22 protein-coding genes and 1 pseudogene are annotated in these 22,158 nt (G+C 53.7%); 6 read left to right on the top strand and 17 right to left on the bottom strand.

Going from position 1 to position 22,158, the window contains the following annotated elements; genetic code table 11:
• Positions 1–11 precede the first annotated feature (11 nt).
• Positions 12–540 (bottom strand): annotated as a pseudogene (gene tadA / locus C813_RS29085) (tRNA adenosine(34) deaminase TadA).
• Between the two features lie 41 nt (positions 541–581).
• Positions 582–1,217, bottom strand: coding sequence for a phosphatidylglycerophosphatase C (gene yfhb, locus C813_RS29080; protein ID WP_017459029.1), 636 nt, complete (start codon positions 1,215–1,217; stop codon positions 582–584).
• A 193-nt stretch (positions 1,218–1,410) separates the two neighbouring features.
• Here yfhb and C813_RS29075 point away from each other — a divergent pair, with 193 nt between their 5' ends.
• Positions 1,411–2,655 carry an MFS transporter gene (locus C813_RS29075; RefSeq protein ID WP_017459030.1) on the top strand — a complete coding sequence of 415 codons (1,245 nt, stop codon included), beginning with the start codon at positions 1,411–1,413 and terminating at the stop codon, positions 2,653–2,655.
• A 130-nt stretch (positions 2,656–2,785) separates the two neighbouring features.
• Entirely contained in the window at positions 2,786–3,634 is an 849-nt protein-coding gene (locus C813_RS29070) for a MurR/RpiR family transcriptional regulator (RefSeq protein ID WP_017459031.1), read from the top strand.
• A gap of 35 nt (positions 3,635–3,669) precedes the next feature.
• On the opposite strand, the gene C813_RS29065 is transcribed toward C813_RS29070, so the two are convergent.
• The gene (locus C813_RS29065; RefSeq protein WP_040016605.1) at positions 3,670–4,965 is read right to left on the bottom strand and encodes an SGNH/GDSL hydrolase family protein; all 1,296 of its coding nucleotides are present in this window, start codon (positions 4,963–4,965) and stop codon (positions 3,670–3,672) included.
• 352 nt (positions 4,966–5,317) lie between these two features.
• Here C813_RS29065 and C813_RS29060 point away from each other — a divergent pair, with 352 nt between their 5' ends.
• Positions 5,318–5,578: a YfhL family 4Fe-4S dicluster ferredoxin gene (locus tag C813_RS29060; RefSeq protein WP_017459033.1), complete on the top strand. Its 261-nt coding sequence runs from the start codon at positions 5,318–5,320 to the stop codon at positions 5,576–5,578.
• Here the strand turns inward: C813_RS29060 and acpS are convergent.
• The 11 genes from acpS to rpoE all read right to left on the bottom strand — a co-directional run bounded on the left by acpS (position 5,575) and on the right by rpoE (position 15,020).
• On the bottom strand, positions 5,575–5,955 hold the full coding sequence (acpS, locus tag C813_RS29055) for a holo-ACP synthase (RefSeq protein ID WP_017459034.1): 381 nt from the start codon (positions 5,953–5,955) through the stop codon (positions 5,575–5,577). The two genes, C813_RS29060 and acpS, sit on opposite strands and share 4 nt — an antisense overlap.
• Positions 5,955–6,686 carry a pyridoxine 5'-phosphate synthase gene (pdxJ, locus tag C813_RS29050; RefSeq protein WP_017459035.1) on the bottom strand — a complete coding sequence of 244 codons (732 nt, stop codon included), beginning with the start codon at positions 6,684–6,686 and terminating at the stop codon, positions 5,955–5,957. Before pdxJ ends, acpS begins: the two co-directional genes overlap by 1 nt.
• A 66-nt stretch (positions 6,687–6,752) precedes the next feature.
• Complete coding sequence (recO, locus tag C813_RS29045; RefSeq protein WP_017459036.1) at positions 6,753–7,460, bottom strand: DNA repair protein RecO; 708 nt, start codon at positions 7,458–7,460, stop codon at positions 6,753–6,755.
• 134 nt (positions 7,461–7,594) lie between these two features.
• The gene (era, locus tag C813_RS29040) at positions 7,595–8,500 is read right to left on the bottom strand and encodes a GTPase Era (RefSeq protein ID WP_017459037.1); all 906 of its coding nucleotides are present in this window, start codon (positions 8,498–8,500) and stop codon (positions 7,595–7,597) included.
• Complete coding sequence (gene rnc / locus C813_RS29035; RefSeq protein ID WP_025263878.1) at positions 8,497–9,177, bottom strand: ribonuclease III; 681 nt, start codon at positions 9,175–9,177, stop codon at positions 8,497–8,499. The genes era and rnc overlap by 4 nt, the downstream gene beginning before the upstream one ends.
• Positions 9,178–9,387: 210 nt before the next feature.
• Positions 9,388–10,362 carry a signal peptidase I gene (lepB, locus tag C813_RS29030; RefSeq protein ID WP_017459039.1) on the bottom strand — a complete coding sequence of 325 codons (975 nt, stop codon included), beginning with the start codon at positions 10,360–10,362 and terminating at the stop codon, positions 9,388–9,390.
• Between the two features lie 15 nt (positions 10,363–10,377).
• The gene (lepA, locus tag C813_RS29025) at positions 10,378–12,177 is read right to left on the bottom strand and encodes a translation elongation factor 4 (RefSeq protein ID WP_017459040.1); all 1,800 of its coding nucleotides are present in this window, start codon (positions 12,175–12,177) and stop codon (positions 10,378–10,380) included.
• Between the two features lie 156 nt (positions 12,178–12,333).
• On the bottom strand, positions 12,334–12,813 hold the full coding sequence (gene rseC / locus C813_RS29020) for a SoxR-reducing system protein RseC (RefSeq protein ID WP_017459041.1): 480 nt from the start codon (positions 12,811–12,813) through the stop codon (positions 12,334–12,336).
• Positions 12,810–13,763 (bottom strand): sigma-E factor regulatory protein RseB, encoded by a 954-nt coding sequence (rseB, locus tag C813_RS29015; protein ID WP_017459042.1) that lies wholly within the window; start codon positions 13,761–13,763, stop codon positions 12,810–12,812. Before rseB ends, rseC begins: the two co-directional genes overlap by 4 nt.
• A complete protein-coding gene (gene rseA, locus C813_RS29010; RefSeq protein ID WP_017459043.1) occupies positions 13,763–14,413 on the bottom strand; it encodes an anti-sigma-E factor RseA in 651 nt (216 codons plus the stop codon). The genes rseB and rseA overlap by 1 nt, the downstream gene beginning before the upstream one ends.
• Positions 14,414–14,444: 31 nt before the next feature.
• Complete coding sequence (gene rpoE / locus C813_RS29005; protein WP_000003307.1) at positions 14,445–15,020, bottom strand: RNA polymerase sigma factor RpoE; 576 nt, start codon at positions 15,018–15,020, stop codon at positions 14,445–14,447.
• Between the two features lie 423 nt (positions 15,021–15,443).
• On the opposite strand from rpoE, the gene nadB reads away from it, so the two are divergent.
• Entirely contained in the window at positions 15,444–17,063 is a 1,620-nt protein-coding gene (nadB, locus tag C813_RS29000) for an L-aspartate oxidase (RefSeq protein WP_017459044.1), read from the top strand.
• On the opposite strand, the gene trmN is transcribed toward nadB, so the two are convergent.
• Positions 17,048–17,785 (bottom strand): tRNA(1)(Val) (adenine(37)-N(6))-methyltransferase TrmN, encoded by a 738-nt coding sequence (trmN, locus tag C813_RS28995; protein ID WP_017459045.1) that lies wholly within the window; start codon positions 17,783–17,785, stop codon positions 17,048–17,050. The two genes, nadB and trmN, sit on opposite strands and share 16 nt — an antisense overlap.
• 129 nt (positions 17,786–17,914) lie before the next feature.
• Here trmN and srmB point away from each other — a divergent pair, with 129 nt between their 5' ends.
• A complete protein-coding gene (gene srmB, locus C813_RS28990; protein ID WP_017459046.1) occupies positions 17,915–19,249 on the top strand; it encodes an ATP-dependent RNA helicase SrmB in 1,335 nt (444 codons plus the stop codon).
• A gap of 43 nt (positions 19,250–19,292) precedes the next feature.
• Here srmB and grcA read toward each other — a convergent pair whose 3' ends face one another.
• Positions 19,293–19,676: an autonomous glycyl radical cofactor GrcA gene (gene grcA, locus C813_RS28985; RefSeq protein WP_017459047.1), complete on the bottom strand. Its 384-nt coding sequence runs from the start codon at positions 19,674–19,676 to the stop codon at positions 19,293–19,295.
• Between the two features lie 315 nt (positions 19,677–19,991).
• On the opposite strand from grcA, the gene ung reads away from it, so the two are divergent.
• The gene (gene ung, locus C813_RS28980; protein WP_017459048.1) at positions 19,992–20,681 is read left to right on the top strand and encodes a uracil-DNA glycosylase; all 690 of its coding nucleotides are present in this window, start codon (positions 19,992–19,994) and stop codon (positions 20,679–20,681) included.
• 207 nt (positions 20,682–20,888) lie between these two features.
• On the opposite strand, the gene C813_RS28975 is transcribed toward ung, so the two are convergent.
• On the bottom strand, positions 20,889–22,007 hold the full coding sequence (locus C813_RS28975) for a tRNA/rRNA methyltransferase (RefSeq protein WP_017459049.1): 1,119 nt from the start codon (positions 22,005–22,007) through the stop codon (positions 20,889–20,891).
• Between the last annotated feature and the right edge of the window lie 151 nt (positions 22,008–22,158).

The raw sequence follows: 22,158 nt of genomic DNA, 5'->3' as shown, positions 1-22,158 counted from the left end.
GCCACCAGGCTCTAGAAAGCTGTGGGATCGCCTGCCGGTTTTTTCAGGTTTTTTTTCTCCAGCCGACGCTGGCGGAAGAAATCGCTCAGCATCGCAGCGCATTCGTCGCGTAACACGCCTTCGGTTATTTCCACCCGATGGTTCATGCCCGGATGGTGCAACACATCAATTAGCGATCCCGCCGCGCCGGTTTTCGCATCCCGCGCGCCAAAGACCAGTTGCCCGATACGGCTGTGCACCATGGCCCCCGCGCACATGACGCATGGCTCCAGCGTGACATATAAAGTGGTATCAATAAGACGGTAGTTTTGCAGCACCAGACCGCCCTGGCGCAACGCCATAATTTCCGCATGCGCGGTAGGATCGTGGCGACCAATCGGCCGGTTCCAGCCTTCGCCAATCACCTGACCGTTATGCACCAGCACCGCGCCAACCGGCACTTCGCCCTCTTCCCAGGCGCGTTTCGCCAGGGTGAGCGCATGACGCATCCAGACGTCGTGATTCAGTTCAGGAATGGACAAAGCGAGTTACTCCAGTAATTCAGGCGGAGCGCATTATACACAGCCGTTATCGGTTCGACACTACTCCAGCTGCTGCAAGTCGCCACGCGGCGTCACGCGCCAGCGGTGCTGGCAAAAATAGAGCAACGGGTTATCTTGCTTGCTGTCGCTGTAGCCGCTGTAGAGGCGCAACGGTGTACCGATTTTGCGTTCAAGCTGGGCGACTTTTTCATGGCCGAGGCAACGCATAGTCAGCACCCAACCACCGTAGCGACGGCTGATTTGACTGGCTATCAAATTAACGCGCGGGAGCCAGGGAGTATCAAAATAGACCTGCTCCACCAGCGGCTGCGGCGAGCCGGTAATTAACCAGATATCCGCATCGGATGCCGCCAGGTAGTTGGTTAACCGCGTTTGCACAACCGGGAAGGCGGTAACATGCTCACGAAACCAGCTGACAAATTTCTGCTGCAACGTGTTCAGATGGCGTTCGCTATGGCCAAACGTGCAGCCCCACAGCAGCAAGCTCATTGGCCAGCGCGCGGCGCGTCCTTTGAGTAATAATCCGCCCGCAATCACCGGCAACAAAGGCAGCACCAGCAACGCATTTAACGGCTGATGACGCAAAACGTAACGCAGAAACGTGCCAAACATATCCTGCTGATGCAGGGTTCCATCAAGATCAAAAAAGACGACGCGGCGCTCGCTGTTAGCCAAATGGGAGTCCTCTGTTGGTTAACCTTCGACCGCCGGGCCTCTCCTTCTGGCGATCGCTCTTTCAATAGCCTAACAGATAGACCTTCACTTTTCCGGTAACAATCGGTCACCGATACCTGTAATAATCAGCGGCTATATTAGCCAGCCAGGGATGATTTACACTGGCCCGAACCTTTAATTCACCGCGATCCTGATGACAACACAACATACACGCGCCTTTCACTTTGCCCCGTTTCGCCATCTGTTTTTTGCCCGTCTGCTGACGGTACTCGGTAACGGCATCGCCCCTATTGCGCTGGCTTTTGCGGTACTGGACATTGGCGGTTCCGCCACCGAGCTCGGTATAGTGGTGGCTGCACGTTCGCTGTTTAACGTGGCGTTTTTACTGGTGGGCGGCGTACTGGCCGATCGCTATTCACGTAGCCGGGTGCTGGTGTTGTCGTCGCTGGTCGCAGCCTGTTCGCAGGGCGTTGTCGCCTGGCTGGTGCTGGACGGTTCAGCGACGGTGATGCTCCTGGCGATACTCGGAACAATTAACGGCGCAGCGGCGGGGATCGCGCTGCCGGCGTCGTCCGCGCTGGTACCACAAACGGTGCCAGCGCATAACCTGCGCGAAGCCAATGCCTTTATCCAGCTTGGTATTTATAGCGGAACGGTCGTCGGCGCGTCGCTCGGTGGCATCCTCACCAGCGCCGTCGGGCCTGGCTGGGGCCTGGCGATTGACGCGCTGGGCTTTGCCGCCTCGGCTCCGCTTTATCTGGCCATTCGCATGGGAGCCATTCAGGAGACAGCGGCGCAAAGCAATATCCTGCAAGATCTGCGCGATGGCTGGAAAGAGTTCATCAGCCGCGCCTGGGTGTGGGCCATTGTCGTGCAGTTCACCATTATTAATGCCGCATTCAGCGGGGTGGTGATGGTGCTCGGCCCGATCATTGCCGATGCCTCGTTTGGTCGCACGCGTTGGGGAGTGATTGTCGCCGCGCAGAGCGTTGGTTTGATTGTCGGTTCCTTCCTCGCGCTGCGCTGGCGTCCGCGACGCGACCTGTTTATCGGTGTGATGCTGGTTGCCGTATGCGCGGTGCCGATCTATCTCCTCAGTCAAAATGTTTCAACCGCGTGGTTGCTGGCGGCGTTTTTCCTCGCAGGCGTCAGTTTCGGCCTGTTCGGCGTAGCGTGGGCGCAGTCATTACAAACACATATCCCGCCGGAGAAGCTGGCACGTGTTTATGCCTACGACGCAATGGGGTCATTTATCGCCATTCCGGTTGGTGAGCTGGCCGCCGGGCCACTGGCGACGCACTTCGGTAGCAGCAACGTGCTGATCGCCTCGGCAATCGCGGTGGTCATTGCCTGCGCAGGTGCCAGTTTTATTCCGGCAATTCGTCTGCTCGATAATTCACCGAAGGTTAAACAACGCGGCCTCAGCGGATCCTCTTGATCGCTGTCAAAACCCATTCAGGGATATTTTGTGCTAAAAGAATTTTTAATTCATAATCGCAATCTATTACTGGAATATAAAATTCATTCATCGGCAAAATATCGCGGATGGGTTTGCTCCCGGAGATCTTATGAATTGTCTAATCCGCATTCGCCAGCGCTACCCAGGCCTTGCGCAGAGCGATAAAAAGCTGGCGGAATTTCTGCTGGAAAACCCCGATCGCGCACGCCATTTGAGTTCGCAACAACTGGCCGCCGAAGCAGGTGTCAGCCAGTCAAGCGTCGTGAAATTTGCCCAGAAGATGGATTTTAAAGGCTTTCCGGCGATGAAGCTGGCGATCAGCGAGGCGTTAGCCAGCAATAGCAACCCGTGGTCTGTGCCGGTGCATAACCAGATCCGTGGCGATGATCCGCTGCGGGTGGTGGGCGAAAAGCTGATTAAAGAGTACCAGAGCGCCATGCATGCCTCGCTCGATGTCAACAGCGAGGAGAAACTGCTGGAGAGCGTGCGGCTGCTGCGCGAAGCACGGCGCATTATCCTGACGGGTATCGGCGCTTCCGGGCTGGTCGCGCGAAATTTTGGCTGGAAACTGATGAAAATCGGCGTTAACGCCGTGGTCGAGCAGGATATGCATGCGCTGCTGGCAACCGTGCAGGCGATGGAGCCGGGCGATCTGTTGCTGCCGGTCTCTTATAGCGGTGAACGCCGTGAAATCAACATGGCGGCCGATGAGACACTGCGCGTTGGCGGCAAGATCCTCGCCATAACCGGCTTCACGCCGAACGCGTTACAGCAGCGAGCCACGCACTGCCTGTACACCATCGCCGAAGAGCAAGCGACACGCAGCGCGGCGATTTCTTCCACCAGCGCGCAAATGATGCTCACGGATTTGCTGTTTATGGCGCTGGTGCAACAGGATCTTGAGCATGCGCCGGAGCGTATTCGCCATAGCGAAGAGCTGGTGAAAAAACTGGTGTAGCCTCCCCGCCCTGGCGGACGAGGAGCTTTAGCGCGTTACTCGCCGCCGTTGGTCAGATGTTGCACTATCTCCTCACGTATCATTTCTGCGAGCAGAGCATGGGTTTTGGTGGTCGGGTGCATATTGTCCCAGAAAACAAACGCCCCGTTCGCCGCTTTACATGTCTGCTTCACCGCAACGCCTGTGGCGTAAGAGATGCCCGAAGCGGAGATATCCAGGCAAGTTTCGCTGGTATTAACAAAGCCATATTTACCGCTTTCACTGAGCAGATCATTAAATGCGCTATCCAGTTTGACGGTGAAAAAATTCGCTTTCGGGTACGCGGTGCGTAATTCGCCGAGCAGTTGGTTCAACTGCTGGTTAAAATTCTCTGATTTGTTTTTTAGCGCCTCTTTTTCCGCTGGTGTCCACGTAGCGACATTGGGAATGACGGAAAAGTCAGGCAGCCTGAAAATCGCGATATGCTGCGCGCCCAATGCCGCCAGACGCGCCAGCTGTACGCGATACGTAGCGATGATATCGTCCGGCATTTTTGCACCAGTGATAAAATCATTACCGCCAAACAGCACCGTAAACAGTGTCTGCGCGATGTTATAGTTCTCTGTTTTACCCAGGTAAGCACTGAAAGAATCCAGCTGCTTGTCAAAACCGTTAAATAACGGTTTCTCACCGCTTTCCGCATTGGCTGTCGCCCAAACGTAGCCCGGTAAATTCAGCGAACCGGTCAAATATTCGTGCCAGACTTTGCCATTAGAAAAATGACCAACAAACCACGATGCGTGATTTGGAACCGTGCCATACGAGCCGTTATAAACATTAATCGTATCGCTAAGGCTGTCGCCAAATATGACCATGCGATCAATTTTATTATTGCCGAACATTATCGCCGGTTGTGCCTGCCCCTGATGCCAAATCATATAAAACCAGGAGAGCGTATAATCGGATGCATAAGGAATAACGGTTTCTGCATTAATATTGCTGGCCTTTAACGTACTCCGGCAGATATTCACAAGGCTTGCGTAGGATGATTCGCTATAAAACATATTTGCCAGCGGCATGGCGCTATACCAATAGCCGCGCAGCTTTAGATAGTTGCTCCCGTCGCGTGCCCATGTCCATGATGAAGCCGGATTACTTTGGTCCTGATTATCGATGTTATACACACATTTGATATAGGTTGAGGTCTCTTCATTTGTCCGCAACGCACGCTGGTTTGCGGAGGATTCATATGCAGGCGGTACCGGCGTTGTATAGATATACCCATTCGCCGCATTCGCCAGTCCACTCGTGATACTGGCAATAAATGCGAGATATATTTTCACTCTTTTCATCATAGTCCCTTATTAATTATTCCTGTCAGGTCGCTTTAAGATATAGGCAATATTTATATATCACAGGCGGGGTAATTATTCTTAATCAATAAAAACCCACCACATTCTATTCCGCGCGAGTGGCATTTGTATTTTCAGCGCAGAAATATTATCCGGTCAATGGCGCTTTTCTTATGTTTAATTAAGAACATTCGCCAACATGTCGCAGGAAGGAGTAGGAATGTTGCCCCGCGCCGCTTTTGTGCGCAAAAGCATCATCATGATTGGGGCTATCCGGTTTCTGTGGTAAAGTGCGCCGGTTAATATTCAGTAGTTTCCAGATAGCATCCAGATTTGACGGTAATTCTTTGAAATGGCTTTACTAATTACAAAACGCTGCATCAATTGCGACATGTGCGAACCGGAATGTCCGAACGAAGCCATTTCGATGGGCGACAGCATTTATGAGATCAACAGCGATCGCTGCACCGAGTGCGTCGGCCATTACGAAACTCCGACCTGCCAGAAAGTGTGTCCGATACCTAATACCATCCTCAAAGATCCGGCGCATGTGGAAACTGAAGAACAGCTATGGGACAAGTTTGTCCTGATGCACCACGCAGATAAGATTTAGCTCTCGATAATCACCGTCGCGCAGGCGTAATGGCGTTCATCCGCCAGCGTCACGTGCATTGCGCGCACGCCCATCTGTTCCGCCATCCGCAGTGCTTCGTCCCAAAGACGCAGGCTCGGTTTGCCCAGCGCGTCGTTAAACACTTCGAACTGATTAAACGCCAGCCCGTTACGGATCCCCGTGCCTAAGGCTTTTGCCGCCGCCTCTTTGACCGCAAAGCGTTTAGCCAGAAAGCGAACCGGCTGCTGATGCGCCTGATACAGTGCCCATTCGTTGTCGCTCAGCACTCGTTTAGCCAGGCGATCGCCGCTACGGGCGACCACCGCTTCGATGCGAGCTATCTCGACGATATCCGTACCTAATCCCAGAATCGCCATTACGCGCGCGCTTCCAGCATCAACCGTTTCATCTCCGCTACCGCCTCTTTCAGGCCGCTCATCACCGCGCGACCAATAATGGCGTGGCCGATGTTCAGCTCGTGCATTTCCGGCAGCGCGGCAATGGCTTTGACGTTGTGATAGGTCAGCCCGTGCCCGGCGTTGACTTTCAGGCCGAGGCTTGCCGCGTATGTCGCCGCTTTTGCAATGCGTTCCAGCTCTTTTGCCTGATCGGCATCGCTTTTCGCATCCGCGTAGCAACCGGTATGAATTTCAATGTACGGTGCACCAACCTCTGCCGCCGCTTTGATCTGCTCAGCATCAGCATCGATAAACAGCGATACCAGAATACCCGCCTGCGCCAGGCGCTGGCAGGCATCGCGCATTTTCTCGCGCTGGCCAGCAACATCCAGCCCGCCTTCAGTGGTCACTTCCTGGCGTTTTTCCGGCACCAGGCAGCAAAAATGCGGTTTGGTTTCGCAGGCAATCGCCAGCATCTCTTCGGTCACCGCCATTTCCAGATTCATTCGGGTATGCAATGTCTGGCGCAGAATGCGCACGTCGCGGTCGGTAATATGACGACGATCTTCACGCAAATGCACAGTGATGCCATCAGCGCCTGCTTGCTCAGCGATAAAAGCGGCCTGAACCGGATCCGGATAGGCCGTCCCGCGCGCGTTACGCAGTGTGGCAATGTGATCGATGTTGACGCCCAACAGTAATTCAGCCATGACAATCCTCAATGTTCTCAAAGGTACTAACGCGTGCTTCGTCGCGCCAGCCCGGTTGTTATTCTGCTATCTTTTTGGCACGAACTGCCGGAACAGCTCCCGGCTTTTCAGCGGCTTGCCTCCAAGATACGGCTTTAACGCGATACGGGTAAAGCGCTTTGCGGCGCGTAGTGTGTCTGCATCCGGGAACTCCCGCTCCGCCAGTGCGCGTAAATGCCGCCCGGTAAAAGTGCTGTTATCTATCACGACGCTGGCAATAAAGCCCTTCTCTTCCCGGTAACGATAAGTCATTACATCATCGACCGGCTCGCCGCTGCCAGCGCAGTGGAGAAAATCAACGCCATAACCCAGATGACCGAGCAGCGCCAGCTCAAACCGACGCAACACCGGTTCCGGCGTGCTGGTGACGCCAGCCAGGGCCTGGATACAGTGCAGATAATCAAAAAAGAGTTCAGAAAAGCGCGTCTCGTGTTCAAGCACGCGAGAGATAAGTTCGTTAACGTAGAGACCGCTGTAGAGCGTGATGCCGCTGAGCGGTAGTGCCAGCGATACCGCTTCCGCGCTGCGCAGCGTTTTGACTTCGCCACGCCCGCCAAAGCGCACCAGCAGTGGAGTGAAAGGCTGTAATGCGCCCTTCAGATTAGAGCGTTTGGAACGTGCGCCTTTGGCAACAAGGCGCACACGGCCAGACTCTTCCGTGAAGACGTCCAGCATCAGGCTGGTTTCGCTCCACGGACGACTATGCAGAACAAAAGCGCGCTGCCAGCCTTCCATATTATTCTCGTCGTCTTTCAGGCTGCTGGAGCGCTGGCTTTATCCGCTTATCCAGAGCGCTTATTTGATCAAGCGCCTGAACACCCACGGCCTGGCCGTCTGCCTGCAACCCGGGAGCCATAGAGAGCAGGCGCTTAGAGATCGTCTACGTAACCGAGACTACGCAGCGCGCGTTCGTCGTCGGCCCAGCCGGATTTCACTTTCACCCACAGTTCCAGGTGAACTTTGGCTTCGAACATCTCTTCCATATCTTTACGGGCTTCAATACCGATGGTTTTAATTTTGGAACCTTTGTTGCCAATCACCATCTTTTTCTGCCCTTCGCGCTCAACAAGGATCAACCCGTTGATATCGTAGCCACCGCGTTCGTTGGTCACGAACTGTTCGATCTCCACAGTGACCGAATACGGCAGTTCCGCACCGAGAAAACGCATCAGTTTTTCACGGATGATTTCCGAGGCCATAAAGCGCTGTGAGCGGTCGGTCACGTAATCTTCCGGGAAGTGATGCACCGCTTCCGGCAGATGCTTACGCACGATGCTGGCGATGGTATCAACGTTCAGACCGGTCTCTGCAGACAGCGGAACGATATCGAGGAAGTTCATCTGGCTGCCCAGCCACTGCAGGTGCGGTAGCAGATCGGCTTTCTCCTGCACGTTGTCTACTTTGTTGACCGCAAGGATCACCGGCGTTTTGCCGTCACGCAACTTGTTCAGCACCATTTCGTCATCCGGCGTCCAGCGCGTACCTTCGACAACGAAAATGACCAGTTCAACGTCACCGATGGAGCTGCTGGCAGCTTTGTTCATCAGACGGTTGATGGCGCGTTTCTCTTCCATATGCAGGCCGGGGGTATCGACGTAAATCGCCTGATACGCGCCCTCAGTATGGATACCGACGATACGGTGGCGCGTGGTCTGCGCCTTACGAGAGGTGATGGAAATCTTCTGCCCAAGCAGATTATTCAACAAGGTGGATTTGCCAACGTTGGGACGTCCAACGATGGCAATAAATCCGCAATAGGTTTTTTCTTCGCTCATTCCAGCTCCAGTTTTTTCAGCGCCTGTTCGGCGGCAGCCTGCTCCGCCTTGCGACGGCTGGAACCCGTGCCAACCACCGGTTCACTCAGGCCGCTGACCTGGCAGTGGATAGTAAATTCCTGATCGTGCGCTTCGCCGCGCACCTGCACCACCAGATAAGACGGCAGCGGCAGATGACGGCCCTGCAAAAACTCCTGCAGGCGCGTTTTCGGATCTTTTTGTTTATCGCCAGGACTGATTTCATCAAGGCGCGTTTGATACCAGCTCAGAATTAATTTTTCGACGGTCTGAATATCGCTATCAAGGAACACCCCGCCAATTAACGCCTCAACGGTGTCTGCCAGAATGGATTCACGGCGAAAACCGCCGCTTTTCAGTTCACCCGGCCCTAAACGCAGACACTCACCCAGCTCGAATTCGCGGGCAATTTCCGCCAGCGTATTTCCACGCACCAGCGTCGCGCGCATGCGGCTCATATCACCTTCGTCCACACGCGGGAAACGGTGATAGAGCGCGTTAGCAATCACATAACTTAAAATAGAGTCGCCGAGAAATTCGAGACGCTCGTTATGTTTGCTACTGGCGCTGCGGTGTGTTAATGCCTGCTGCAACAGATCATGATGTTGAAAAGTGTAGCCCAGCTTCCGTTGAAGCCGATTAATTACGATGGGGTTCATGCGATACCAATAAATAAATGCGTCAACAATGCAGCACACGAAACCGACCTGAGAAAACCAACGCGGTTTCGTGTGCTGTGGCACCCGGGGGAACCAGCCTTAAACTTCGGGGGAATATTCTATACGCAACGACCGGGGTTGTCGTTAGTCTGGTGGGAATAATATTGGAAATAATTCAGGGCGCAATCGCGATGATTGCGCCCTGGTTAATTAATGAATTCCGCCGATACGATTCAGGCGTACGCCTGTCGGCCATTCACCTTCTTGTTTTTCGAAACTCATCCAGATTGCCGTGGCGCGGCCAACCAGGTTCGCTTCCGGCACAAAGCCCCAGTAGCGACTGTCTGCGCTGTTATCGCGGTTGTCGCCCATCATAAAATAATGGCCCGGCGGCACAATCCAGGTGGCCAGCGGCTGACTCTGCTGGCGATAGTAGATCCCCAATTGATCCTGCGCGATAGGCACGGTCAGAATGCGGTGCGTCACATCCCCCAGCGTCTCTTTGCGCTCGGTTAAACGTACGCCATCCGGCAGGGACTGGCCTTTCGGTAACTGGAAGAAACCGCTGCTTGCCTCACCACCGGAGCGACGTCCGAAGGTCTGCACAAAATCGCTCTCTTCAACGTTGCTGTAAGTGATAGGCAGAGCGCTACCGCAAGCCTGACCCGAGCTACAGTTCGGCTGCACGGTCACTTGTTTGGTCACCGGATCGTAGGTCACTTTATCGCCCGGTACACCAACCACACGTTTGATGTAATCCAGACGCGGATCGTCCGGGTATTTAAATACCGCAATGTCACCGCGTTTCGGATGACCGGTTTCAATCAGCGTTTTCTGGTAGATCGGATCTTTAATTCCGTAGGCAAACTTCTCCACCAGAATGAAATCACCAATAAGCAGCGTTGGCATCATTGAACCAGATGGGATCTGGAACGGTTCGTAAATAAACGAACGCACCACCAGCACAATGGCCAGCACCGGGAATACGGAAGCACCGGTCTCCAGCCAGCCAGGCTTCGGACCGATCTTTTTCAGCGTTTTTGCATCGAGCGCATCGCCTGTCGCAACTTGCGCAGCGGCCTGACGATCCCGGCGTTTTGGTGCAAAAATAAACTTATCCAGGCACCATAAAAAACCCGTCACCAGGGTCGCGATCACCAGGATCAGGGCAAACATGTTCGCCATGCCAACTCCTTAGGATTATTTGCTATCTTTGCCCACATGCAGAATGGCAAGGAACGCTTCCTGCGGCAGTTCGACGTTGCCGACCTGCTTCATGCGCTTCTTACCTTCTTTCTGTTTCTGCAGCAGTTTTTTCTTACGGCTCACGTCACCGCCGTAGCATTTCGCCAGCACGTTTTTACGCAGCTGTTTCACTGTAGAACGGGCAATAATGTGGTTACCGATAGCCGCCTGAATCGCGATATCAAACTGCTGGCGCGGGATCAGTTCTTTCATTTTCTCGACCAATTCACGACCACGATACGGTGCGTTATCGTTATGGGTGATCAGCGCCAGTGCATCCACACGCTCACCGTTGATCAACACGTCCACACGCACCATGTTGGAGGCCTGGAAACGTTTGAAGTTGTAATCGAGCGACGCATAACCGCGCGACGTTGATTTCAGACGATCGAAGAAGTCCAGCACCACTTCCGCCATAGGGATTTCATAAGTCAGCGCAACCTGGTTGCCGTGGTAAACCATGTTGGTCTGCACACCACGTTTCTCTACGCACAGCGTGATAACGTTGCCCAGATACTCCTGCGGCAGCAGCATGTGACACTCGGCGATAGGCTCGCGCAGCTCGTCAATGTTGTTCAGCGGCGGCAACTTAGACGGGCTATCGACGTAAACCACTTCTTTATTGGTGGTCTGCACTTCGTAGACTACGGTCGGTGCGGTAGTGATCAGATCCAGATCGTATTCGCGCTCAAGACGCTCCTGGATGATCTCCATGTGCAGCAAACCGAGGAAGCCGCAGCGGAAACCAAAGCCGAGCGCGGTGGAACTTTCCGGTTCGTAGAACAACGAGGCATCATTGAGGCTCAACTTGCCAAGTGCATCGCGGAAGTTTTCGTAATCGTCCGAGCTGACCGGGAACAGACCGGCGTAAACCTGCGGTTTTACCTTCTTAAAGCCTGGCAGCGCTTTATCTGCCGGATTACGGGAAGTCGTCAGGGTATCGCCCACAGGCGCGCCGAGAATGTCTTTAATCGCGCAAACCAGCCAGCCTACTTCGCCGCACTTCAGTTCGGTGCGATCAACCTGTTTCGGCGTGAAAATCCCCAGGCGGTCAGCGTTATAAACCTGCCCGGTGCTCATTACTTTAATTTTGTCGCCTTTGCGCATGGTGCCATTTTTGATACGCACCAGAGAAACCACGCCAAGGTAATTATCGAACCAGGAGTCGATAATCAGTGCCTGCAACGGCGCATCCGGATCGCCTTCCGGCGGCGGGATGTCACGCACCAGGCGCTCCAGCACGTCGGGCACGCCCACACCGGTTTTCGCCGAGCAGCGCACCGCATCGGTGGCGTCGATGCCAACAATGTCTTCAATTTCTTCTGCTACACGCTCAGGATCGGCGGCTGGCAGGTCGATTTTATTCAGTACCGGTACGACTTCCAGATCCATCTCGATGGCGGTATAGCAGTTTGCCAGCGTCTGCGCTTCCACGCCCTGACCCGCATCCACCACCAGCAATGCACCTTCGCAAGCGGCGAGCGAACGGGAAACCTCGTAGGAGAAGTCAACGTGACCGGGGGTATCGATAAAGTTCAGCTGGTAGGTTTCGCCATTGTTAGCTTTGTAATCCAGCGTGACACTTTGCGCTTTGATGGTGATGCCGCGCTCACGTTCAAGATCCATGGAATCAAGAACCTGAGCTTCCATTTCGCGATCGGAAAGACCACCGCAAATCTGGATGATACGGTCAGACAGCGTCGACTTACCGTGGTCGATGTGAGCGATGATCGAAAAGTTACGAATATTCTTCATATAGTGAGTTTTTATGCCTTACGAGTAACTAAGAGGCCTGTACGCGCCTGACGTCAATGTACTGAAACGCCGCATTCTACACTACAACAACAATGCGGGGAAATGCTGATACCAAGCAGAAAAGTATCGCTATTATCGTAAGACTTAAAGAGAATATTACGGCTGGCTTTCCGCGGATGCGTTGTCAACGCGGATAAGATCCGGAGGCAGACCGACGCTGAGAATAACCGGCTGCCATTCGCTGCGCGTGGCAAGCTTTGGCGATAAACCGCGGGCGAGTAAAAAGCCGCCAACGCCGCCAAGCACCGCGCCGCAAAGCGCTGCGAGATCCTGGCCGAAGAGCGCCTGGAAAATAGCCCCCATGACGAACAGACCTACCAGCGGCGACATATAGACCAATACCGCTGAGCCCAACAGGCTGCTCTCGGCGATGCCTAATTCAACCTTCTGCCCGGCAACCAACGGTTCTGCGCTCGGTACGGCAATAGTGTGCGTGGTTTGCGGACCGAGTTTATTCAGCACACGGCTACCGCAACCGGCACGCGAAGCACAGCTGCTACAGGAAGCTTTGACATCACATTCGACCAGCGCGCTGCCATTTTGCCAGGAAACGACGGTCGCCCACTCTTTTATCATTGTGCGGCCTTAAATTTGAGACTGTCCGCAATACGTTTTGCGGTTTGCGGCGGCAATTCACCAACGACAGTAATTTCGGCGTTATCGCGAACCGTTGTGCTAACAGTACGGCGACCGGTGCGCAGCATCTGATCGGCGCTATTCTGATTAGCGCGGTTAACGTTCACGGAGAAACTGAACAAACCATCGGAATAGAGGCGAGATTCAACGGGCATATCCATGGTCGGCAGTTGGCGACGGCTGCTGGATACTTCGCTAAACCCCTGCGGCAACCAGGCCGGTTCCCAGTTAAATACCACTTTATCGCCAGCCGGAAGTGAAAGGAGCGGTGGCAAACTGGCTTTCGCCAGTGTTTGCATGCTGTTAGTCACCTGACCGTTAACGGTAACCGCAATAACACGGAACTGTTCAAGGGTTTCGCCATCACGATCAAGCAAATCAACGCGCATCGGCAGGCGGGTTTCTTCATCCATCCACACGATATAGCTATAACGGGTGCCATCACGCGCCACAACGCGGATCACTTCGCATAGCCGGTCAGCAATGCGCGTGCGGCCGACTGAGATGAAATCGTAATAGGGAGAAAGACGTTTGAAGTCGGTATAAACCAGTGACGGCAGTGAATCTACAATGAAATTGCCGTTAAGCGTGAAAGGTTCAAGACCCGGCTCGAAGTAGCTGATCTCATTGCCACGCTGCACCACTTCGCGGCGGGGGCCGTCCATTTGCAACAACTGCGCAAGCGGCTGATCGTTAAGACGCACATGGCGGTAACGTAACGATTCAACACCCTGCTTATTGATGCTGACGAAAGAGAGTTCGTAGTTGAGCGACTGGCTCGCCACGTTCATTTGCTGCAGCAACGCCCCGGACGAAACATCAGCCGAGGCGTTGACAGAGCAGAACAAGCCAGTAGCCACAAAAGACATGGCACACCAAAGTTGCTTCATTACTGCGATTGCGTTCCTAAAGTTTGATTTCCTGGCACTTGAACAGCAGCTTGCTGTGTTTGCGCCTGCTCAAACTGAAGCTGTTCGGAGTGCAGACGGCGTTGCAGTTCGTAATCCTGCAGCATTGCATTAATGCGACGACGTTGTTCCTGCACCTGCTGTTGCTGACCGGCATTTGCCGTCGCATCAGACGGAACACCCAAACTCACCGGACTGGCTTTGCCCATCATCGGCAGTGTATTAAACACTGGCGCTTCGGGCTGTTGGGTTGATTCAGCCGAGCCATTATAGTGCTGGACGCCAACAATTACAGCAAGCGATACGCATGCCGCGACGCCCATCTGGGTAAGCTGGCTGGCCCATGGTCGGACTTTGTGCCAGAACGGCATTTTCTGCCATTGGTGAGGAGCGGGCTGAGCTTCAGGAATCAACGGCGCCGGCGCCTGAACAGCGTCTTTCTCAATCGCGGCCATTACTTGGGCTGAGATATCGAAATGGAGGAGATCGGCGGTATCACCACGCATGGAATCGCGGATGAGATGATAGCTCTCCCAGGTTTTCTGCATTTCCGGATCCTGAGACAACTCAACGAGCAGCTCACTATCCAGCATTTCACCATCCATTAAAGCGGAAAGTTGTTCTTTCTGCATGCCTAATACCTTTTTCAGTATCCCGCTATCGTCAACGCCTGATAAGCGGTTGAACTTTATTATCAATAGCTTCCCGCGCACGGAAGATACGAGAACGAACAGTACCTACCGGACAATCCATTATGGCCGCAATCTCTTCATAACTCAGGCCATCCAGCTCCCGCAACGTAATTGCCATGCGTAAATCTTCCGGGAGCGACTCAATGGTACGGAAAACTATTTGTCGCAGTTCTTCTGACAACATTAAGTTCTCAGGGTTCGAAATTTCTTTCAGTGCACCGCCACTTTCGAAGTTTTCTGCTTCAATTGCGTCCACATCACTGGATGGCGGCCTGCGCCCTTGGGCAACCAGGTAATTTTTCGCTGTATTAACCGCAATTCGGTACAGCCAGGTATAAAAAGCACTATCCCCCCTGAATGAATCAAGCGCGCGATAGGCTTTTATAAATGACTCTTGTACGACATCAGGCACATCGCCCGAAGGGACATAACGGGAAACCAGACTCGCCACTTTATGCTGGTAGCGCACCACCAGTAAGTTGAACGCTTTCTGATCTCCTTTCTGGACCCTTTCGACCAGGACCTGATCCGTTAACTGCTCGCTCATCCGAGGTAAAGTCTCCCCAAAACCAATTTCCACGCGTATCCAGAAACGCCACTCCAATACTGCACAATATGAGCAAGCAGCCAATTAGAGGACCGGTCTGTAATAAAGTTCCGTTACGCCTTTGTTTTTGTGCATCGTTCTACAGACTTTTCATTCTGACTCATTATAAGTCTGCAAACTTTGAACAATGTATTTTCTCAAAGAAAAGACCTTAAGATCGCCAGAGAGTAACGCAATACCGCTTTTTTTTCACCTCTAATACACCTTAGCTAACAAACTGCTTCTTAATATCTTTTTCCTGGATGGATATTTCCGACCCGGTCATCATGTTTAGCCATTAGTACAAAAAACGCAAAAAACAGTGATCATCTTCCTCTTACGGTGCTATGCTGCGCAAACACTGTTTAGTAAATTAAACAAACCATGAAAACGACTCCTGAACTCTCCTGTGATGTACTGGTCATCGGCAGCGGCGCGGCCGGTCTTTCGGTGGCTTTGCAGCTTGCAGACAAACATAGGGTCATAGTTTTAAGCAAAGGGCCCATTAGCGAAGGTTCGACATTTTATGCTCAGGGCGGTATCGCTGCGGTATTTGATGAAACCGACAGCATCGAATCGCATGTGGAAGATACGCTCATTGCCGGCGCCGGAATTGTTGAGCGCCACGCAGCGGAGTTTGTCGCCAGCAACGCGCGCCAGTGTGTCCAGTGGCTGATTGATCAAGGCGTGTTGTTTGATACCGAAGTCGCTGCAAACGGCGAAGCCAGTTACCACCTCACGCGTGAAGGCGGGCATAGCCACCGCCGCATCCTGCATAGCGCCGACGCGACGGGCAAAGAGGTCGAAAACACGCTGGTCTCCCAGGCGATTAACCATCCGAACATTCGCGTGCTTGAGCGCTGCAATGCGGTGGATCTGATTATCTCCGACAAAATTGGCCTGGCCGGAACGCGCCGCGTAGTGGGCGCGTGGGTGTGGAACCGTAATAAAGAACAGGTGGAAACCTGTCAGGCAAAAGCCGTGGTGCTGGCAACCGGCGGCGCCTCGAAGGTCTATCAGTACACCACCAATCCGGATATCGCTTCTGGTGACGGCATTGCAATGGCCTGGCGTGCGGGCTGCCGGGTGGCGAATCTGGAGTTTAATCAATTTCACCCTACTGCACTGTTCCACCCGCAAGCACGCAATTTCCTGCTCACGGAAGCATTACGCGGTGAAGGCGCCCATCTGAAACGCCCGGACGGCACACGTTTCATGCCAGATTTTGACGCGCGAGGTGAATTAGCGCCACGCGATGTGGTCGCCCGCGCGATCGATCATGAAATGAAACGTCTCGGCGTCGATTGCATGTATCTCGACATTAGCCATAAACCGGCTGAATTTATTCGTCACCATTTCCCGATGATTTATGAAAAGTTGCTCGGGCTTGGCATCGATTTAACCAAAGAGCCCGTTCCGATTGTACCCGCGGCACATTACACCTGCGGCGGCGTCATGATTGACGATCGCGGGCGTACCGATGTCGACGGGCTGTATGCAATTGGAGAAGTGAGTTATAGCGGTTTGCACGGCGCGAACCGCATGGCGTCGAATTCGCTGCTGGAGTGCCTGGTCTATGGCTGGTCGGCGGCGGAAGATATCGCCCACCGTATACCGCATGCCCATGCGGTCACGACGCTGCCAGCTTGGGATGAAAGCCGCGTGGACGATGCCGATGAACGGGTGATTCTGCAACACAACTGGCACGAATTACGGCTGTTTATGTGGGATTACGTCGGCATTGTGCGCACCACTAAACGCCTTGAGCGCGCACTGCGCCGTATAACACTGCTACAGCAGGAAATCGATGAGTACTATGCGAACTTCCGCGTCTCGAATAACCTGCTGGAGCTGCGCAACCTGGTGCAAGTCGCGGAGTTAATTGTCCGCTGTGCGATGGCGCGCAAAGAGAGCCGTGGGTTGCATTTCACGCTGGATTACCCCGATTTACTGCCGGAATCCGGCCCGACGGTGCTCTCGCCACAAAACTACATAAACAGATAAAACGCCTGGGTCAGCGCGGTGTAGCTCTCTGAGTAACGCTGATCTGGCCCACGGATCACCAGACGATCGGCAAACAGTTCGCCGTCTCGCGGTGAGAAAGCCAGCAGGACCCGATGCGGCAAGCGGCTTTCTGTTTCAGTCACATCCGTACGCAAACGCAGATGCCAGCCCAGCGTTTGCGCTTTGCTGACAAAGGCTTCGCTGATTTCAATCGGCAGAACGACGCAGAAAAAACCCTCTTCCGTAATCAGCGTTGCGCCAATTTCCAGCAAGGATTCATGATCAAGCGTTGTGGTATAGCGCGCTTTTTCGCGCTCTGGCGTGGCGCATTGCACCCCTTCGTCAAAATAGGGTGGATTGCTGACAATCAGATCGTAGCGCGCGGTGTTTTCCGTGCTCCACTGGCAGATATCCGCCTGATGCACGGTAATGCGCGCCGCCCACGGCGAGGCCTGAACATTTTCCCGCGCCTGCTCCGCTGCTTGCTCATCCAGCTCGACGGCATCAATTGTTACTTCTGGCGATGTGCGTTGCGCCAGCATCAGCGCCAGCAGCCCACTACCGGTACCAATGTCCAGCACATGCCGCGCTTTGGAAACCGGCGCCCATGCGCCTAACATCACCCCATCGGTGCCCACTTTCATGGCGCAGCGATCGTGAGCAACAAAGAACTCTTTAAACGTGAAGCCGTCACGGCGCAACTGAGCCTTTGACTGGGACATCTTTACAACCTCAATTCGGAAACCGGTGTAGCATAGGGGAAAGCAAAGCGCTGGAAAAGCGATAAGCAGAGAACAGATGAAGATTGCAGCCGTAACGTCTATAATCGGCGCCCCACACAGAGGTAGATCATGACTGTAACGACTTTTTCCGAACTCGAACTTGACGACAGCCTGCTGGACGCGCTCCAGAGCAAAGGCTTTACACGCCCGACCGCCATCCAGGCCGCCGCCATTCCGCCTGCGCTTGAAGGGCGTGATGTCCTCGGTTCCGCCCCTACCGGCACCGGTAAAACAGCGGCATATCTGCTGCCTGCGTTGCAGCACCTTCTGGACTTCCCGCGTAAAAAATCCGGCCCGCCGCGCATCCTGATCCTGACGCCGACCCGCGAGCTGGCGATGCAGGTGGCCGATCACGCGCGTGAGCTTGCCGCGAACACGCATCTGGATATCGCCACCATTACCGGTGGTGTAGCGTATATGAACCACGCGGAAGTGTTCAGCGAAAACCAGGATATCGTGGTCGCGACCACTGGCCGCCTGCTGCAATATATCAAAGAAGAGAACTTCGACTGCCGCGCGGTAGAGACACTGATCCTTGACGAAGCAGACCGCATGCTGGACATGGGCTTCGCGCAAGATATTGAGCATATTGCCGGTGAAACCCGCTGGCGCAAACAGACCATGCTGTTCTCCGCGACGCTGGAAGGCGACGCGATTAAAAATTTTGCCGAGCGCCTGCTGGAAGATCCTGTCGAAGTTTCCGCCACGCCCTCAACGCGTGAGCGCAAGAAAATTCACCAGTGGTACTACCGTGCCGACGACGTCGCCCATAAAACTGCGCTGCTGGTGCATCTGCTCAAGCAACCTGAAGTTAGCCGCTCTATCGTGTTTGTGCGCAAACGCGAGCGCGTGCATGAGCTGGCAAACTGGCTACGAGAAGCGGGCATTAACAACTGCTATCTCGAAGGTGAGATGGTGCAGGCGAAGCGTAACGAAGCGATTAAACGCCTGACGGAAGGCCGTGTGAATGTACTGGTCGCCACCGATGTCGCCGCTCGCGGCATTGATATCGACGATGTCAGCCACGTCTTTAACTTCGATCTGCCGCGCAGCGGCGATACCTATCTGCACCGAATCGGTCGTACGGGTCGTGCAGGCCGTAAAGGCACCGCGATTTCGCTGGTCGAAGCGCACGATCATCTGCTGCTGGGTAAAATTGGCCGTTATGTTGAAGAACCGCTGAAGCCGCGCGTGATAGACGAATTGCGTGCAAAAACGCGCGCGCCCAGTGAAAAGCTGACAGGCAAACCGTCGAAGAAAGTGCTGGCGAAACGCGCAGAGAAGAAAAAAGAGAAAGAAAAAGAGAAACCGCGTGTGAAGCAACGCCATCGTGACACCAAAAACATTGGCAAACGACGTAAGCCGAGCGCTGCAAGTACCGCGCCGCAAAATACAGAAGAGTAAAAAAAACGCCGGGATATCCCGGCGTTTTTATGTGTGCCTGAAATTACAGGCTTTCAGTAAAGGTACGAGCAATAACGTCGCGCTGCTGTTCTGGAGTTAGAGAGTTAAAACGCACAGCATAACCGGAGACACGAATTGTCAGCTGTGGGTATTTTTCCGGGTGTTCAACGGCATCAAGCAGTGTTTCACGACGCAGCACGTTAACGTTCAGGTGCTGGCCACCTTCAACACGCACTTCCGGCTTCACTTCCATCGGAATTTCACGGTATTCGATGTCACCGAGTTTGCTAACCGCAACCACTTCATCTTCTGCATAACCCGCTTTGGTACACACACAACGTGCTTCGCCTTTTTCATTATCGAGCAGCCAGAATGAGTTCAGCAGGTTGTCATTAGCAGCTTTAGTAATCTGGATACCAGTAATCATGAATAGCCTCCCTTAGGCACATTATTTGATTCGCCGGATACTTTCCGGCCAATTGGTAAAACCATTGTTGTCTGATTGTTTATATACCAGTCCAACATGTGGCATTCCTTGATTTAAATCAATAAAAACCACACACTAAAAAAGGTCATTGGGGAATATACTTGTTTTATATCAAGTTACGCCAGTCACACTGACTTAAAATTTTTGTAAATTTTAAAAATATTTTTAGGATTTTTCGTTCACGGGGGACAGTGAATTTTGTTCCGGGGAAATAAGCAGTTAAGCTACGGGGAACGAACATCGCAGGAGAGCGGGATGACCACCTCATTAACATGGCATGATGTGCTGGCAGAAGAAAAACAGCAGCCGTACTTTATTAACACCCTTAGCACGGTGGCGGCAGAGCGCCAGTCCGGGATCACCATCTATCCGCCGCAGAAAGATGTGTTCAACGCCTTTCGCTTCACTGAGCTTGGCGATGTCAAAGTTGTGATTCTCGGCCAGGATCCTTACCACGGCCCCGGACAAGCACACGGTCTGGCGTTTTCCGTTCGTCCGGGCATTGCGCCTCCCCCTTCTCTGCTGAATATGTATAAAGAGCTGGAAGCCAGCATTCCAGGTTTTGTCCGCCCGCAACATGGTTATCTCGAAAGCTGGGCGCGTCAGGGCGTGCTGCTACTTAATACCGTGCTCACCGTGCGCGCCGGCCAGGCACACTCGCACGCAAGCCTCGGCTGGGAAACTTTCACCGATAAAGTGATTAGCCTGATTAACGAGCATCGCGAAGGCGTGGTATTTCTGCTTTGGGGTTCGCACGCGCAGAAGAAAGGGGCGATTATCGACACAAAACGCCATCATGTTCTGAAAGCACCGCATCCATCACCGCTCTCCGCACACCGTGGATTTTTTGGCTGTAACCATTTCGTCCTGGCGAATCAATGGCTGGAAAAACAGGGCGAAGCGCCAATCGACTGGATGCCAACACTCCCGGCAGAAAGTGAGTAAAAATCCGCTCTTATAAGAGACGGCAGTGATTACGCTCTGGAAGGACGTACTAAAGCCTCTCCCTGGCTCGTAAGATTGGAATCCAAAGGCAATAAACAGAGCCAAAGCATGTTGATAACCGCGCCCGCAGGATGTGGTTATCAGTGAGTAGAATAAAAAAATGCCAGCATTACGCTGGCATTTTTTAATGCACCTGACGTTGCGCTATCAGGCTTTATTTTGACGCCACCACTCTGCCAGCAACACGCCGGTTGCGACAGACACGTTGAGGCTTTCAACGTTGCCAGTGCCTTCAATTGAGACGCTTAAATCAGAACGAGACAGGGTAACATCAGACAAACCATCGCGCTCCTGGCCCAGTACCAGTACCATTTTTTTCGGCAACTCGGCTTTAAACAGCGGCGTTCCGTTGTGGCTGGACGTCGTCACCAGCGCGTAACCCGCCTGGCGGAACTCTTCCAGCGCATCGACAAAGCTATCGCCGGTGATCGGCTGAACGTGTTCCGCGCCGCCTTCTGCGGTACGGACTGCCGCGCCAGATTCAACCACGGCCGCATCCTGCAATACCACGCCTTTCACACCGAAATGCGCGCAGCTGCGCATAATTGCGCCGAGGTTGTGCGGGTTCCCCACATCTTCCAGCGCCAGCACGCAATCTTCTTCTGCGGCATTCGCCACCCATTTCTGGACACTCAAACCATTGCGCTTTTTGATCAGGAAGCACACGCCGCCGTGGTGTTCTGTGCCGGAGGCTTTCGCCAGTTCATCTTCATCAACCACATGATACGCTTTACGGTTCGCGGCCATCCAGCGCAGGGCTTCTTTAAAACGCGGGGTCACGCTCTGCACAAACCAGGCGCGAACAATTGATTCAGGACGGCTGCTGAACAGTGCCTGGCAGGCATTTTCGCCATAGACGCGCGTCTCTTCCGCGCGCTGACGGCGCAGCACTTCCGGATCGATAAAACTTTTACCGCTAATACCACCGTGATCCGGTTTTTCCGGCGTTTCGTCACCCGGCGCGCGAGAAACGGTACGCCACGGCGAATCACTCTGGTTGCTGAAATTGTCTCGCTGCGGGCGGCTTCTGTCATCACGAGCAGGGCGGCCACGGTCATCGCGGGCGGAACGACTTCTGTCGTCACGGCCAGTACGACCTTTATCATCGCGGGAGGTGCGACGGTCATCGCCACTGCGCGAAGACGTTCCGCTACGTGCTGGCCCTTTCCCGGTGCGCGGGTTATAGCCACGTTTATCGGAATCATCATCACTGCGGACATACATCACTTTGACCTTGCCGCTTTTATTCTTTAATTCATCGTTCATGCTTTTCTCCACCAGCGCTGCGCGAAGCGCGCAGATTACCTGATGTGCTGGCGCTTAGCCATTAATTCGTTCAAAAGTTATCGGCTATTGTACTCATTGAATAAAACGCGTTGTCGTTTAAAACCTTCTTATCAATAATATGTAACATTGA

It is taken from the genome of Kosakonia sacchari SP1, from assembly GCF_000300455.3.
Taxonomy (GTDB): Bacteria; Pseudomonadota; Gammaproteobacteria; order Enterobacterales; family Enterobacteriaceae; genus Kosakonia; species Kosakonia sacchari.
Note: the sequence above shows the minus strand (reverse complement) of the source record. Positions and strands in the feature narration are given on the sequence as shown.

Bases quoted from the DNA above. Each gene is read 5' to 3' on its own strand.
- recO (WP_017459036.1), bottom strand. From the start codon at position 7,460: ATGGAAGGCTGGCAGCGCGCTTTTGTTCTGCATAGTCGTCCGTGGAGC.
- C813_RS29065 (WP_040016605.1), bottom strand. From the start codon at position 4,965: ATGAAAAGAGTGAAAATATATCTCGCATTTATTGCCAGTATCACGAGT.
- rpoE (WP_000003307.1), bottom strand. From the start codon at position 15,020: ATGAGCGAGCAGTTAACGGATCAGGTCCTGGTCGAAAGGGTCCAGAAA.
- lepB (WP_017459039.1), bottom strand. From the start codon at position 10,362: ATGGCGAACATGTTTGCCCTGATCCTGGTGATCGCGACCCTGGTGACG.
- rseB (WP_017459042.1), bottom strand. From the start codon at position 13,763: ATGAAGCAACTTTGGTGTGCCATGTCTTTTGTGGCTACTGGCTTGTTC.
- nadB (WP_017459044.1), top strand. From the start codon at position 15,444: ATGAAAACGACTCCTGAACTCTCCTGTGATGTACTGGTCATCGGCAGC.
- era (WP_017459037.1), bottom strand. From the start codon at position 8,500: ATGAGCGAAGAAAAAACCTATTGCGGATTTATTGCCATCGTTGGACGT.
- C813_RS28975 (WP_017459049.1), bottom strand. From the start codon at position 22,007: ATGAACGATGAATTAAAGAATAAAAGCGGCAAGGTCAAAGTGATGTAT.
- C813_RS29070 (WP_017459031.1), top strand. From the start codon at position 2,786: ATGAATTGTCTAATCCGCATTCGCCAGCGCTACCCAGGCCTTGCGCAG.
- C813_RS29075 (WP_017459030.1), top strand. From the start codon at position 1,411: ATGACAACACAACATACACGCGCCTTTCACTTTGCCCCGTTTCGCCAT.
- ung (WP_017459048.1), top strand. From the start codon at position 19,992: ATGACCACCTCATTAACATGGCATGATGTGCTGGCAGAAGAAAAACAG.
- acpS (WP_017459034.1), bottom strand. From the start codon at position 5,955: ATGGCGATTCTGGGATTAGGTACGGATATCGTCGAGATAGCTCGCATC.
- rnc (WP_025263878.1), bottom strand. From the start codon at position 9,177: ATGAACCCCATCGTAATTAATCGGCTTCAACGGAAGCTGGGCTACACT.
- srmB (WP_017459046.1), top strand. From the start codon at position 17,915: ATGACTGTAACGACTTTTTCCGAACTCGAACTTGACGACAGCCTGCTG.
- trmN (WP_017459045.1), bottom strand. From the start codon at position 17,785: ATGTCCCAGTCAAAGGCTCAGTTGCGCCGTGACGGCTTCACGTTTAAA.
- rseC (WP_017459041.1), bottom strand. From the start codon at position 12,813: ATGATAAAAGAGTGGGCGACCGTCGTTTCCTGGCAAAATGGCAGCGCG.
- rseA (WP_017459043.1), bottom strand. From the start codon at position 14,413: ATGCAGAAAGAACAACTTTCCGCTTTAATGGATGGTGAAATGCTGGAT.
- lepA (WP_017459040.1), bottom strand. From the start codon at position 12,177: ATGAAGAATATTCGTAACTTTTCGATCATCGCTCACATCGACCACGGT.
- pdxJ (WP_017459035.1), bottom strand. From the start codon at position 6,686: ATGGCTGAATTACTGTTGGGCGTCAACATCGATCACATTGCCACACTG.
- grcA (WP_017459047.1), bottom strand. From the start codon at position 19,676: ATGATTACTGGTATCCAGATTACTAAAGCTGCTAATGACAACCTGCTG.
- C813_RS29060 (WP_017459033.1), top strand. From the start codon at position 5,318: ATGGCTTTACTAATTACAAAACGCTGCATCAATTGCGACATGTGCGAA.